The sequence below is a fragment of the Sinorhizobium fredii NGR234 genome, from assembly GCF_000018545.1.
Taxonomy (GTDB): Bacteria; Pseudomonadota; Alphaproteobacteria; order Rhizobiales; family Rhizobiaceae; genus Sinorhizobium; species Sinorhizobium fredii_A.
Genome location: NC_012587.1, coordinates 1666043 through 1678444 on the forward strand (window position 1 = coordinate 1666043; position 12402 = coordinate 1678444).

Genomic DNA, 12402 nt, shown 5'->3' on the forward strand with positions numbered 1-12402 from the left:
CGCCCGAGCCAGAACTCATCCAAACGCTACCAGGGGACTCTTGCCGACCCACAAGCTCGCCGCCACGTCATGACGAACGGTTTCAGAGCCGGGGCCGACTAGCTGTTTTGAACCTGTTCGATCGCCTGCGCCAGAAATTCCAGCATGCGGACGCGGATGTCGGATTCCGATTGAGCCACTCCGGCCGCGTCGAAATCGGCTTTGATCTTGCGCACGAGGTCGTCGTGGCCGGCATCGGCGATATGGGCGGCAATGAGGTCTCGTGCATAGGTTTCCGGATCCGACTTGTTCAGGAGGCCGGCGGCCCAGAGGCCGAGCATCCTGTTGCGGCGCGCCAAGGCCTTGAACCTCAACTCTTCGTCCAGCGCGAACTTCGCCTCGAAGGCCTTCTCGCGGTCCTGCATTGTCGTCATCAATCGATCTCCTCAAACTCCTGCCGAAGCATTCTCGCATAATCCGGTACGCCGGTGAATGAGCAAGGTGCCTTTTCGTCTTTTGGGGACTTTCATGGTACCCTAATCTAAATCGGGGGACGGAAAGATACGCCGATTGTGAAATGCGTTCTTTTCGGATATGGACCCGCTGAGAAAATTCCAAATGCGCGACCCAAGAGCGCCAACAAGCACAGAGACAAGTCCATGAATCGTCGCCGCCGTATCTACGAGGGCAAGGCCAAGATCCTTTATGAGGGTCCGGAACCGGGCACGCTGATCCAGTTCTTCAAGGATGATGCGACCGCCTTCAACAAGAAGAAGCATGACGTCATCGACGGCAAGGGCGTGCTCAACAACCGGATTTCCGAGTACATCTTCACCCATCTGAACAAGATCGGCATTCCGACGCATTTCATTCGTCGCCTCAACATGCGCGAGCAACTGATCAAGGAAGTGGAGATCATTCCGCTCGAGATCGTCGTGCGCAACGTTGCCGCCGGTTCGCTCGCAAAACGTCTCGGCATCGAGGAAGGCACCGTGCTGCCGCGCTCGATCATCGAGTTCTACTATAAGGCCGATGCGCTCGACGACCCGATGGTGTCGGAAGAGCACATCACCGCCTTCGGCTGGGCAAGCCCGCAGGAACTCGACGATATCATGGCGCTCGCCATCCGCATCAACGACTTCCTGTCCGGCCTCTTCCTCGGCGTCGGCATCCAGCTCGTCGACTTCAAGATCGAATGCGGCCGCCTCTACGAAGGCGACATGATGCGCATCATTCTCGCCGACGAGATTTCGCCGGACAGCTGCCGCCTGTGGGACGTCGAGACCAAGGAAAAGATGGACAAGGATCGGTTCCGCCGCGATATGGGCGGGCTGGTCGAGGCCTATCAGGAAGTAGCCCGCCGTCTCGGCATCATCAACGAGAACGAGCCGCCGCGCGGTTCCGGCCCGGTGCTGGTCAAGTAACGGTGCTGTCGGGTAATTTTCAGGGAAAAGCAAAGTGATCAAGGCACGCGTAACCGTGACGCTGAAGAATGGCGTTCTCGATCCCCAGGGCAAGGCAATCGAAGGGGCGCTTGGCGCGCTTGGCTTCGACGGCATCGGCCAGGTTCGGCAGGGCAAGGTCTTCGACCTGCAGCTCGAGACGGCAGACAAGGCGAAGGCCGAAGCGGAACTCAAGGCCATGTGCGAAAAGCTGCTCGCCAACACCGTGATTGAAAACTACAGCATTTCGCTCGCCTGAGGGCGGGGCATTCTGCGCCGGGGCCTCGCACGGCCGATCCGTTCGGTCCCCCGGCGTCTTCAATGCACTGATAATCGCCTCACGGCGCAAGTGCCGCGGGCCAAGGCAAGGTAAATCACGCCATGAAGTCAGCCGTCGTTCAACTTCCGGGCCTCAACCGCGATCGCGACATGATCGCGGCGCTCACGAAGATCTCCGGCAAGGCCCCAGTCACCGTCTGGCAGACCGAGACGGAAATTCCGGATGTCGACCTGATCGTCATTCCCGGCGGCTTTTCCTATGGCGACTATTTGCGCTGCGGAGCGATCGCCGCGCGCATGCCGGTGATGCAGGCAATCAAGGCCAAGGCGGAGCAAGGCGTGCGCGTTCTGGGGGTCTGCAACGGCTTCCAGATCCTCGTCGAAGCGGGCCTCTTGCCCGGCGCACTGATGCGCAATGCCTCCCTGAAGTTCGTCTGCCGCGAGGTGAAACTCGAGGTCGTCAACGCCGATACGGACTTCACCCGTGCCTATGCCAAGGGCCAGGTGATCCGCAGCCCCGTCGCGCACCATGACGGCAACTACTTCGCCGACGCCGAAACATTGAAGGCGGTCGAAGGCAATGGCCAGGTCGTCTTCCGCTATGCCGAGGAGACCAATCCGAACGGCTCGATCAACGATATCGCCGGCGTGATGAACGACAAGGGCAATGTCCTCGGCATGATGCCGCATCCGGAGAACCTGATCGAGGTGGCCCATGGCGGCTCGGATGGCCGCGGCATCTTCGCCTCGGCGCTCGATGTAATCGCTGCTTAACCTTATCGCTGCTAGAAGGCGGCATCCATCGTCCCCCGTGCGAGGCCGCCCCATGTCATCCATGAACCGCAACTATTTGATCGCGCTTGGCTGCGCCGCAAGCCTCCTGCTCGTCGCCGGCTGCCAAGCCAACCGGGCGGCCTCGCCGGCCGCAAGCTCCGCCGCCTTGCCGACCATGGAGCGCGTCGCGCTCGGCGCCAATGGCTGCTGGTTCAAGTCGGGCGACCCGGCCTTCAAGGCCTATCGTCTCGCACCCGAACTCAATTCCTTCTCCGGGCGCCCGCGCATCCTTCTCGTGCCACGCAAATCGCCCGAGGCACGCCCCCTCGCCGTCATCCAGGCCGAAGGGCACCCTGCCCGGCTGCAGGCTTTCGGCCCGCTCCTCAGCGAGCCGGTGGGCACACGCATCACGACGGATGTCCGCCGCTGGGCGGCGGGCGACGAAGGCTGCAATTGATCTCGGGCCGCTGCGTTCTTCACGAACGCTGACGGCTACGGGCTGTCGTAGCCTTCGACAATTGCCAAATCCATCACCGACTTGCCCTGCCTGAGCGCCATGGCTTTGGCATATTCGGGCGAGTGATAGCACTCCAGCGCTGCGCTATAGGTGGGGAACTCAATCACGACGATGCGCGAGCGCAGCTTTCCTTCGGGCATCTCACATTGACCGCCGCGGGTGAGAAAGCGGGCGCCGTATTTTCTAAACGCGGTTGCATTCTCCGCTTTGTAAGCCTCGTACCCCTCTGGATCGATAACATCGAGCGAGCCCACCCAGTATCCCTTCGCCATCGCTTCCTCCCCCATTCCCCTAATGAATATTCGATTGAAAGCGGCATGGATTACGCGGGTGGAACAATACCATTCCGGCGGGCCAAGAAACATGGCCCGGCCGCGGCAACCACGGCTGGGTTAACCCAGGCAATGCTGTTCGCCATGGGCCCAACGTCTCTCGGACGTTTGCAGTCGCCTCAACGTCAGAGCCGCGAGCGCCAGAAAGGAACGGCGGCCTCTCGGCGTGCCTCCGCTTCGGTAACGCCGATGTCGCAGAGCTCATGGGCTCCCAGAGTGGCGAGAGCCAATCGGCTGCGTCTCCGGGCGGCCAGTTCACAGTAACTCTGCCATAGCCGAGCCAATAGGCTGGCGCCGCGATGCTCCGGCCCCCGCGTCACCGAAATCTGCTCGCTCTGCGGCGACGATCGAATTGCATCAATTGTGCCCATTGCATTTAACCTTGACCGCCATTTTATTTGATGAAATTGTAATAATTGACATGGCAATTGAGGCAATATAGATAATTGTCACTATGACAACTTGGCTTCCCGACATACAGCAGGGGCACGGCCCGCTTTACGCGCGGATCGCCGACCAGATCGAACGGGCGATCGGCAATGGGGCGCTGCCCGTCGGCACCAAGCTGCCGCCGCAACGCAATCTCGCCTTCGATATCGGAGTGACGATCGGCACGATCGGCCGTGCCTACAACATCGTGCGGGAGCGTGGCCTTGTCAGCGGTGAGGTCGGCCGCGGTACCTACGTCCTCGACCATCCGGAAAGCAGGCCGCCCGAGCAGGCGGATCCGCTCACCACCTCGCTTGCCGGCACCCGGCCAATCGTCGCGCCGCCCGGCAAGTTGCGCTTTGACAGCACGGCGGCGCCGGATATCGGCCAGGGCGACATTTTGGCGAGATTGCTTGGTGACATTAGCCGCGAGCATCACGCGGACATTGCAAGCTATGCCCGCAATTTTCCGGATCATTGGTTCGAAGCGGGCGCGCAATGGCTGGCGAGCGGCAACTTTCGCCCCACCCCGGAATGCATCGTACCGACGCTCGGCGCGCACGCGGCCGTGATTGCCGTGATTTCGGCCGTCACCTCGCCGGGCGACCGCATCGCCTTCGAAGCACTGACCTATTCGCAGGTGAGCCGCAGCGCCGGGCTGATCGGGCGGCGTATTGCCCTCCTGGCAAGCGACGCGCACGGTTTGATCCCGGAGGATTTCGAGCGGGTCTGCGCGCAGCAACACCCGAAGCTCGCGTTCCTGATGCCCAGTGCGCAGAATCCGACGGTGGCAATCATGCCGCTCGACCGGCGCCGGGCGGTCGCCGAGATCGCCCGCAAGTACGGCGTATGGCTGGTTGAAGACAATCTCTACGGTTCAATGACCGGGGATCCGATTCCGCTGCTGGCCGAACTCGCGCCGGAGCGGACCTTCCTCGTCGGCGGCCTTTCGAAGTCCGTTGCCGCCGGTGTGCGCGGCGGCTGGGTGGCCTGCCCGCCGCATTTCAGCCAGCGCATCCGCATCGCCCACAAGATGATCAGCGGCGGTCTCCCCTTCCTGCTCGCCGAACTCTGCGCGCGCTTGGTCCTTTCGGGGGCTGCATCCTCATTGCGCAGCCGCGGCGTCGAGGAAATCGGCGAGCGTGTTGCAATGGCACGCGACATCTTCGCCGGGTTCGAGTTCAACCACCATCCGAAGGTCCCGTTCCTCTGGCTGAAGCTCCCGGAGCCCTGGCTGTCGGGAACCTTCAAACAGGCGGCGCTGCAAGAAGGCGTGCTGATCGACGACGAGGACGAATTCAAAGCCGGACGATCCGACCGTGTCTTCCACCGCATCCGCATCGGCTTCTCCTCGCCGGCCAAGCGCGATGATGTGCAGGCAGGATTTGAGGTCCTCAGACGTCTGCTCGATAGCGGCCGAACCGGCTACGACAGCTTCGACTGATTTCCTGCCAGACGACTTTCGCCCAAGCGACGACGGTCTATAGTTGTTCGTGTGCTGCGTTGAGTCGATTCGTCTTTCCAAAGGATTTGGCATGCTCTTTTCAACGTGGCCGGGCGCCCGGAACGCATACTTTCGTTCCTCCGCGGCGCTAGCACTGCTGATTGGTCTCGCAGTCACGCACGCCCACGCGGAAGAGCCCATTTTCGACGAGATGCGGTTCGGGGCCACGACGTCGATCGGCGACGGCGAGAACAAGGAAGACGGCGTCTTCCCGTCCTTCACCGTGTTTTTCGACCCGCTCGGCGCGGACAGTGCCACCGGCATTGTCGAAACGGTCCTGCGCCCACGCGTCCATGCTGGAGCCTCGATCGCAACCGCCTCGAACGGCGTCAACCAGGTCTATGCCGGCCTCAGCTGGGACGTCGACATCACCGAACGCTTCTTCATCGAAGTCGGCGCGGGTGCGACGGTTCATGACGGCGATCTGAACGACGATGGTACGAGCGGACCAAAGCTCGGCTGTCGCCTGATGTTTCGCGAGTATGCCGCGGCCGGCTTTCGCTTTGACGATCACTGGAACCTTTCGGCCACTTTGGAACACTCCTCCAATGCCGATCTTTGCAACGGCCCCAACGACGGCCTGACGCGTGCCGGCCTGATGCTCGGCTACAAGTTCTAGGACGGCTGGAAACGCGCATTCCAGCGCCTTTCGGCGATATTGGGCGACTGTTGATCGCCCTATTTTTCTGTCGCGCCGCGGCGCAGCTTAGGCTAAGAAGCCGCAAAGCGCCCCCTGTGTCTGTTGCGGTTCGCACGCGCCGTGTCCCTGTCGGAAGGGTTGCGCGCCGCTCGAAGGATTTGACGGTCGACGATGACGATTTCCAACACCCGCCCCATCACCCCGGACCTCATCGCCTCGCACGGGCTGAAGCCCGACGAGTACGAGCGGATCCTGAATCTCATCGGCCGCGAGCCGACCTTTACCGAACTCGGCATCTTCTCGGCGATGTGGAACGAACACTGCTCCTACAAGTCCTCGAAGAAATGGCTCCGCATGCTGCCGACCAAGGGACCGCGCGTCATTCAGGGCCCGGGCGAGAACGCCGGTGTAGTCGATATCGATGACGGCGACTGCGTGGTCTTCAAGATGGAGAGCCACAACCATCCCTCCTATATCGAGCCGTATCAGGGCGCGGCGACCGGCGTCGGCGGCATCCTGCGCGACGTCTTCACCATGGGTGCGCGCCCCATTGCCGCGATGAACGCGCTTCGCTTCGGTTCGCCGGACCATCCGAAGACCCGTCACCTCGTTTCCGGCGTCGTCGCCGGGGTCGGCGGCTACGGCAACTCATTCGGCGTTCCCACCGTCGGCGGCGAGGTCGAGTTCGACGCGCGCTACAACGGCAATATCCTCGTCAACGCCTTTGCGGCAGGCCTCGCGAAGAGCGATGCGATCTTCTACTCGAAGGCGGAAGGCGTCGGCCTCCCCGTCGTCTATCTCGGCGCCAAGACCGGCCGCGACGGCGTCGGCGGCGCCACCATGGCGTCGGCCGAGTTCGACGAGTCGATCGAGGAGAAGCGCCCGACCGTGCAGGTCGGCGACCCCTTCACCGAAAAGTGCCTCCTCGAAGCCTGCCTCGAACTGATGCAGACCGGCGCCGTCATCGCAATCCAGGACATGGGTGCGGCCGGCCTCACCTGCTCCGCCGTCGAGATGGGCGCCAAGGGCGATCTCGGCATCGAACTCGACCTCGACAAGGTGCCGGTGCGCGAGGAGCACATGACCGCCTACGAGATGATGCTTTCGGAGAGCCAGGAGCGCATGCTGATGGTGCTGCGCCCGGAAAAGGAAGAGGAAGCCAAGGCTATCTTCGTCAAATGGGGGCTCGATTTTGCGATCGTCGGCAAGACGACCGACGACCTGCGCTTCCGCATCCTGCATCAGGGCGATGAAGTGGCGAACCTGCCGATCAAGGAACTCGGCGACGAGGCGCCGGAATATGATCGCCCCTGGACCCCGGCCAAGACGCCCTCGCCGCTTGCCACCAACGACATTCCCCAGGCCGACGTCGCCGAGGCGCTTCTGAAGCTTGTGGGTTCCGCCAACAATTCCTCGCGCCGCTGGGTCTACGAGCAATACGACACGCTGATCCAGGGCAATTCGCTGCAACTGCCGGGCGGCGACGCCGGCGTCGTCCGCGTCGAGGGCCACGCGACGAAGGCGCTCGCCTTCTCCTCCGACGTCACGCCGCGCTATGTCGAGGCCGATCCTTATGAAGGCGGCAAGCAGGCCGTCGCCGAGTGCTGGCGCAACCTTACCGCCACTGGTGCGCTGCCGCTTGCCGCGACGGACAACCTGAACTTCGGCAACCCCGAACGTCCGGAAATCATGAGCCAGTTCGTTCACGCGATCAAAGGCATCGGCGAGGCTTGCCGCGCGCTCGATTTCCCGATCGTCTCCGGCAACGTCTCGCTCTACAACGAGACGAATGGCCAGGGAATCCTGCCGACCCCGACGATCGGCGGCGTGGGCCTGATCAGCGATTGGGCGAGGATGGCGCGCATCCGTTTTGCGGCAGCCGATGAGGCGATCCTGCTTGCCGGCGCGCCGGAAGGGATGGGCAGCCATATCGCCCAGTCTGTCTATATGCGCGATATCCACGGCCGCACCGATGGTCCGGCGCCGCATGTCGATCTGGCGCACGAGCGCAAGATTGGCGACTTCGTTCGCGACCTGATCGCGGACGGACTTGTCACCGCCGTGCACGACTGCTCGTCGGGTGGGCTGGCGCTCGCCGTCGCCGAGATGGCGATCGCCTCCGGCATCGGCGCGACGATTGCGGCTCCGGAGAACGATCCGATTGCGGCCTTCTACGGTGAGGACCAGGGCCGCTATGTCGTGACGGTCGCTGCCGACAAGATCGATGCGGTTGCTGCACGGGCGGCGGTTGCCGGCATCGACCTGCCGGTTATCGGCAAGACCGGCGGCGATTCGGTGAAACTCGGCGATGCGAATACAGTCTCGGTGAACGAACTGCGTTCCGCCCACGAAGCCTGGTTCCCCACCTATATGGGCGGCGATCTCGCACCGGACAATTGACGGTAGACGGGGCGCGAGAGAGGCAAATCACCATTTGCCTTCCGCCCCTGAATCGTGGTTCCCTTGATCTCACGGGCGGTGGCAGCATTCCTGTCGCCGCAGAAAAATAACAAGGGAGTTCGCATATCATGCCCATGACACCAGGCGACATCGAAGACATGATCAAGGCCGGAATTCCCGGTGCCAAGGTCACGATCCGCGATTTGGCCGGTGACGGCGACCACTATGCCGCCGAAGTCGTGGCCGAAGCGTTTCGTGGCAAGACCCGCGTGCAGCAGCACCAGATGGTCTACAACGCTCTCAAAGGAAATATGGGCGGCATTCTTCATGCGCTCGCCCTGCAGACCAGCGCGCCGGAGTAGCTGCGTATGGCGGATCTGATCAAGGAACTCGTCAGCGGCGTAGTCGACAGCGCGCTGAAGGAAATTCTAAAAAAGGCGGGTGCGAGAACAAGCGCAACGCGACGCACGAAGCGCCGTACAAGAAAATCGTCGACGGGCGGCGGTATCCTTGCGGACATCATCGAGGCGGCGATCCGCAAGCCGGCAAAGAAACAAGTGAGCCGGCGCCGCACCGCGGCTTCGCGCAGCAAAGTGCGCCGCCGCACCGCCTGAGGTGGTTCGAAAGCCAAATTTTGAGGACCATCAATATTTAACGAGATTGGTGGTGAAAACCGCGCCCATGCATGCTATTTAAGCTGCAAAGGCGACATCCGGTCCTTGAAGCCGGCCAGGAAGGAAGACAACATGAGCGGAATTCACGATTTCATCGACAACGAAGTCAAGACGAACGACGTCGTTCTCTTTATGAAGGGCACGCCGCAGTTTCCGCAGTGTGGTTTCTCCGGCCAGGTGGTGCAGATCCTCGACTACATCGGCGTCGACTACAAGGGCATCAACGTGCTCGCCGATGCGGACCTGCGCCAGGGCATCAAGGACTACTCCAACTGGCCGACCATTCCGCAGCTCTACGTGAAGGGCGAGTTCGTCGGCGGTTGCGACATCGTGCGCGAGATGTTCCAGGCGGGCGAGTTGCAGGAGCATCTTGAAGGACAGGGAATTTCCGTAAAGGGCGCTGCCTGATACCGTCCATACCGAACAGATTTCGGAAAAGGCGGGCCGACCGCCTTTTTTGATTCCGGGACTATATGCCTCTCGGCTAATTTTCGATGTGCTCCATCACCAGGCGGAAAAATTCCCCGCTCGGAACGCGCTTTCGACGGTCGTGCATCGACAGCCTCTGAACTTGCCCTCAATGAGGGCGATCGACGGATCGCATTGCCCTATTCTAGGGCGTGCGTTCACGCAGCAAGCATATTCCGAGCAGCAAGCGGTGCGGCTCGACCGAAAACCGAAATTTTAAAGACAGATCAACATATTGAAGAATGTGCTGCGCCTTCCACATTAAGGCGGCCAGCTCTGGACCGGCTGCTTTGCTGACGGTCAGTGGGATTCATGAAATGACCAAGCCGATAGATAAAACCGCCATGCTTTCCGGCCTGAGCAAGGCTCAGTTCATCGCCCTGATGGCGATGCTGATGTCCATCAACGCGATTTCCATCGACATCATGCTGCCGGGGCTGCAGGAGATCGGTGCGAGCCTTGGGGTCGCCGATGAGAACGACCGGCAATATATCTTGTCCGCCTATCTGTTCGGCATGGGTTTCGCGCAGCTTTTCTTCGGGCCGCTTTCCGACCGGCTCGGGCGGAAGGCGCCGCTGCTCGGCGGCCTGGCACTTTATGCCTTGAGCGCACTGGCTATTGTTTTCGTTCCTACCTTCGCGACACTTCTTTTCTTCCGGTTCGTTCAAGGCGTCGGCGCGGCGGCAATTCGGGTCGTGGCAGTCTCCGTCGTGCGCGACATCTATGGCGGCCGCCAGATGGCGGAGATCATGTCACTGGTCATGATGGTGTTCATGATCGTTCCGGTCATCGCCCCGAGCATCGGCCAATTGATCATGCTCTTCGCGGAATGGCACATGATCTTTGTCGTGATCGCGCTCTACGCGCTTGCCGCCTCGGCGCCCGTCGCTGTGCGGTTGAAGGAGACCCTGGCTCCAGAAAATCGGCGTCCCCTCACGGCGGCTGCGGTCCTGGACGGCTTCCGTATCGTGCTGACCAACCGGATCGCCCTCTTCTACACCCTGGCGACATCCGTGATCTTCGGCGCGCTCTTCGGCTTCGTCAATTCGGCCCAGCAGGTGCTCGTCGGCATCTACGGCCTCGGCGTGTGGTTTCCAGTCGCCTTTGCGGGTTTCGCCGGTCTGATGGCGGTCGCCTCCTTCGCCAATTCTCGTCTCGTGCAGCGGTTCGGCATGCGGGCCCTATCGCATGCCGCCCTGCTCGGCTTCACCCTGGCGAGCTTCGTCTGGATGTCGGCGTCGCTGGCCGGGCCATTGCCGTTGCCCATCTTCGTGGTCCTCTATGCCGCGGCGATGTTCCAGTTCGGCGTGATCTTCGCAAACTTCAACGCCATGGCCATGGAGCCGCTCGGGCATGTGGCCGGTACGGCCTCGTCCGTTCTCGGCTTTGTGCAAACGATCAGCGGCGCGGCCATCGGCGCCTTTATCGGCCAAGCTTTCGACGGCACCGTGACGCCGCTCGCCATCGGCTTTTTCACCGTCGCCGTCCTCGCCCTTGTCTTTGTCCTCATTGCAGAGGGTGGCCGGCTTTTCAAACCGCACAATCCTGCCGGCTAGCCGGATGCCCGGTGCGGCACGACGGCCGGATTGTTCCTCCCAAATCTGCCTCTTGTGGATATTCCAATGACTTCCATTTCAGAAAACACCCCCAACGCTGCACAACAAGCGGAAGCTGCCGACACTGTTTCGGGTGCTGCGCGCATCGGCATGGGCCTCGTCGAGTTCATCGTGAGCATTGCCGTGATGACGGCGAGCGTCGCCCTTGCGATCGACAGCATGCTGCCGGCCCTTTCGAGCATCGGGCAGTCGTTCGGTGTCGCCAATGCCAATGACGCGCAGCTCGTCATCGGCATCTTCTTCCTCGGATTCGGCTTCTCGCAGATTTTCTTCGGCAGCCTTTCGGACGCTTTCGGCCGCCGTGTCGTGCTGCTCGGCGGCCTGGCCTTCTTCACCTTTTCGAGCTTTGCCGCTTCGCAGGCGGCGAGCTTCGAAGCGCTGCTTGTGCTCCGTTTCATCCAGGGCATCGGTGCCGCTGCCGTGCGGATCACGACCATGGCGATCGTTCGCGACTGTTTCGGCGGTCGCGAGATGGCGCGCGTCATGTCCTATGTGATGATCGTCTTCATGATCGTGCCGATCGTCGCCCCGTCGCTTGGACAGCTCGTCATCCTCTATGCCGATTGGCACTGGATCTTCATCCTGATTGGGCTGATCGGCCTGGCCCTGTTCTTCCTCGCCCTGACGCGCATGTCGGAGTCGCTCCCGGCCGAAGAGCGTCTGCCGCTCTCGGTCGGCGCTATCCTTTCAGGATTTCGCACGGTGCTGACGAACCGCATCACCTGCGGCTACATGATCGGCCTGACGCTGTTCACGGCGGTCATCTGCGCCTACATCGTCAGCGTGCAGCAGGTTTTCGGCGAGATCTACGGCCTTGCCGATTGGCTGCCGATCGCCTTTGCCGGGACGGCCGGCGGCATCGCCGTCGCAAACTTTGCCAATGGCTTTTTCGTCCGCAGCTTCGGCATGCGTCGCATCTCCCACGTCGCGCTGATCCTGTTCACGCTGCTTGCAGCCGTGGGCTACGTCCTGTCGTTGGCCGGCACTCCGGCCTTCGTCGTCAGCTACCTGATGTTCTCCGTCCTGCTGATGTTCTTCGCGGTGATCGCCACCAACTTCACGGCGATCAGCCTGGAGCCGATGGGCCATCTCGCCGGAACGGCGACGGCGATCACCGGCTTCATCTCGACGACGGCCGGCGCCCTTATCGGCAGCGCCGTCGGCCAACTCTTCAACGGCACGCTGCAGCCCTTGTTCGGCGGGTACGCCCTCTTCGGGCTACTGACCATTGCCGCGACGCTCTGGGCGGAAAACGGAAAGCTCTTCACGCATCCGGGCGACCAGGCCGCAGAGCACGATCACGGCGGTGGCCACATATAAGAGGAAGCCCGCCCGGTTGTCCGGGCGG

General features: G+C 61.9%; 15 protein-coding genes. 12 read left to right on the forward strand and 3 right to left on the reverse strand.

Translation table 11 applies throughout. The annotated features are described in order from the left end of the window. Positions 1–98: 98 nt before the first annotated feature. The gene (locus tag NGR_RS19335; RefSeq protein ID WP_012708152.1) at positions 99–413 is read right to left on the reverse strand and encodes a DUF1476 domain-containing protein; all 315 of its coding nucleotides are present in this window, start codon (positions 411–413) and stop codon (positions 99–101) included. Positions 414–638: 225 nt separating this feature from the next. Here NGR_RS19335 and purC point away from each other — a divergent pair, with 225 nt between their 5' ends. From purC to NGR_RS19355, 4 genes are all read left to right on the forward strand, one after another. Beyond that, a complete protein-coding gene (purC, locus tag NGR_RS19340; RefSeq protein ID WP_012708153.1) occupies positions 639–1403 on the forward strand; it encodes a phosphoribosylaminoimidazolesuccinocarboxamide synthase in 765 nt (254 codons plus the stop codon). A gap of 34 nt (positions 1404–1437) precedes the next feature. Further along, positions 1438–1680, forward strand: a complete 243-nt coding sequence (purS, locus tag NGR_RS19345) for a phosphoribosylformylglycinamidine synthase subunit PurS (protein WP_012708154.1) — start codon at positions 1438–1440, stop codon at positions 1678–1680. A gap of 122 nt (positions 1681–1802) precedes the next feature. Beyond that, complete coding sequence (purQ, locus tag NGR_RS19350) at positions 1803–2474, forward strand: phosphoribosylformylglycinamidine synthase subunit PurQ (protein ID WP_012708155.1); 672 nt, start codon at positions 1803–1805, stop codon at positions 2472–2474. Positions 2475–2526: 52 nt separating this feature from the next. Then, complete coding sequence (locus NGR_RS19355; protein WP_012708156.1) at positions 2527–2931, forward strand: hypothetical protein; 405 nt, start codon at positions 2527–2529, stop codon at positions 2929–2931. 35 nt (positions 2932–2966) lie between these two features. On the opposite strand, the gene NGR_RS19360 is transcribed toward NGR_RS19355, so the two are convergent. After that, positions 2967–3263, reverse strand: coding sequence for a DUF1330 domain-containing protein (locus tag NGR_RS19360; protein ID WP_012708157.1), 297 nt, complete (start codon positions 3261–3263; stop codon positions 2967–2969). A 185-nt stretch (positions 3264–3448) separates the two neighbouring features. Then, positions 3449–3694, reverse strand: coding sequence for a DUF1127 domain-containing protein (locus tag NGR_RS33575; protein ID WP_193377904.1), 246 nt, complete (start codon positions 3692–3694; stop codon positions 3449–3451). 83 nt (positions 3695–3777) lie between these two features. Between NGR_RS33575 and NGR_RS19370 the strand changes: the two genes are divergently transcribed. From NGR_RS19370 to NGR_RS19405, 8 genes are all read left to right on the forward strand, one after another. Further along, the gene (locus tag NGR_RS19370) at positions 3778–5196 is read left to right on the forward strand and encodes a PLP-dependent aminotransferase family protein (protein WP_012708158.1); all 1419 of its coding nucleotides are present in this window, start codon (positions 3778–3780) and stop codon (positions 5194–5196) included. 91 nt (positions 5197–5287) lie between these two features. Then, positions 5288–5875 (forward strand): acyloxyacyl hydrolase, encoded by a 588-nt coding sequence (locus tag NGR_RS19375; protein WP_012708159.1) that lies wholly within the window; start codon positions 5288–5290, stop codon positions 5873–5875. A gap of 192 nt (positions 5876–6067) precedes the next feature. After that, positions 6068–8296 carry a phosphoribosylformylglycinamidine synthase subunit PurL gene (gene purL / locus NGR_RS19380; RefSeq protein ID WP_012708160.1) on the forward strand — a complete coding sequence of 743 codons (2229 nt, stop codon included), beginning with the start codon at positions 6068–6070 and terminating at the stop codon, positions 8294–8296. Positions 8297–8424: 128 nt separating this feature from the next. Beyond that, positions 8425–8658: a BolA/IbaG family iron-sulfur metabolism protein gene (locus NGR_RS19385; protein ID WP_014328481.1), complete on the forward strand. Its 234-nt coding sequence runs from the start codon at positions 8425–8427 to the stop codon at positions 8656–8658. Between the two features lie 6 nt (positions 8659–8664). Then, positions 8665–8910, forward strand: coding sequence for a hypothetical protein (locus NGR_RS19390; protein WP_012708162.1), 246 nt, complete (start codon positions 8665–8667; stop codon positions 8908–8910). A 132-nt stretch (positions 8911–9042) separates the two neighbouring features. Then, entirely contained in the window at positions 9043–9378 is a 336-nt protein-coding gene (grxD, locus tag NGR_RS19395; RefSeq protein ID WP_012708163.1) for a Grx4 family monothiol glutaredoxin, read from the forward strand. Positions 9379–9755: 377 nt separating this feature from the next. Beyond that, a complete protein-coding gene (locus tag NGR_RS19400) occupies positions 9756–10994 on the forward strand; it encodes a multidrug effflux MFS transporter (RefSeq protein ID WP_012708165.1) in 1239 nt (412 codons plus the stop codon). 150 nt (positions 10995–11144) lie between these two features. Next, a complete protein-coding gene (locus NGR_RS19405) occupies positions 11145–12374 on the forward strand; it encodes a multidrug effflux MFS transporter (RefSeq protein ID WP_164924623.1) in 1230 nt (409 codons plus the stop codon). Positions 12375–12402 lie beyond the last annotated feature (28 nt).

What these genes read in the sequence shown, in the direction of transcription:
- NGR_RS19335 (WP_012708152.1), bottom strand. Translation starts at nt 413, where the DNA reads ATGACGACAATGCAGGACCGCGAGAAGGCCTTCGAGGCGAAGTTCGCG.
- purC (WP_012708153.1), top strand. Translation starts at nt 639, where the DNA reads ATGAATCGTCGCCGCCGTATCTACGAGGGCAAGGCCAAGATCCTTTAT.
- purQ (WP_012708155.1), top strand. Translation starts at nt 1,803, where the DNA reads ATGAAGTCAGCCGTCGTTCAACTTCCGGGCCTCAACCGCGATCGCGAC.
- NGR_RS19355 (WP_012708156.1), top strand. Translation starts at nt 2,527, where the DNA reads ATGTCATCCATGAACCGCAACTATTTGATCGCGCTTGGCTGCGCCGCA.
- NGR_RS19360 (WP_012708157.1), bottom strand. Translation starts at nt 3,263, where the DNA reads ATGGCGAAGGGATACTGGGTGGGCTCGCTCGATGTTATCGATCCAGAG.
- NGR_RS33575 (WP_193377904.1), bottom strand. Translation starts at nt 3,694, where the DNA reads ATGGGCACAATTGATGCAATTCGATCGTCGCCGCAGAGCGAGCAGATT.
- NGR_RS19370 (WP_012708158.1), top strand. Translation starts at nt 3,778, where the DNA reads ATGACAACTTGGCTTCCCGACATACAGCAGGGGCACGGCCCGCTTTAC.
- NGR_RS19375 (WP_012708159.1), top strand. Translation starts at nt 5,288, where the DNA reads ATGCTCTTTTCAACGTGGCCGGGCGCCCGGAACGCATACTTTCGTTCC.
- purL (WP_012708160.1), top strand. Translation starts at nt 6,068, where the DNA reads ATGACGATTTCCAACACCCGCCCCATCACCCCGGACCTCATCGCCTCG.
- NGR_RS19385 (WP_014328481.1), top strand. Translation starts at nt 8,425, where the DNA reads ATGCCCATGACACCAGGCGACATCGAAGACATGATCAAGGCCGGAATT.
- NGR_RS19390 (WP_012708162.1), top strand. Translation starts at nt 8,665, where the DNA reads ATGGCGGATCTGATCAAGGAACTCGTCAGCGGCGTAGTCGACAGCGCG.
- grxD (WP_012708163.1), top strand. Translation starts at nt 9,043, where the DNA reads ATGAGCGGAATTCACGATTTCATCGACAACGAAGTCAAGACGAACGAC.
- NGR_RS19400 (WP_012708165.1), top strand. Translation starts at nt 9,756, where the DNA reads ATGACCAAGCCGATAGATAAAACCGCCATGCTTTCCGGCCTGAGCAAG.
- NGR_RS19405 (WP_164924623.1), top strand. Translation starts at nt 11,145, where the DNA reads ATGGGCCTCGTCGAGTTCATCGTGAGCATTGCCGTGATGACGGCGAGC.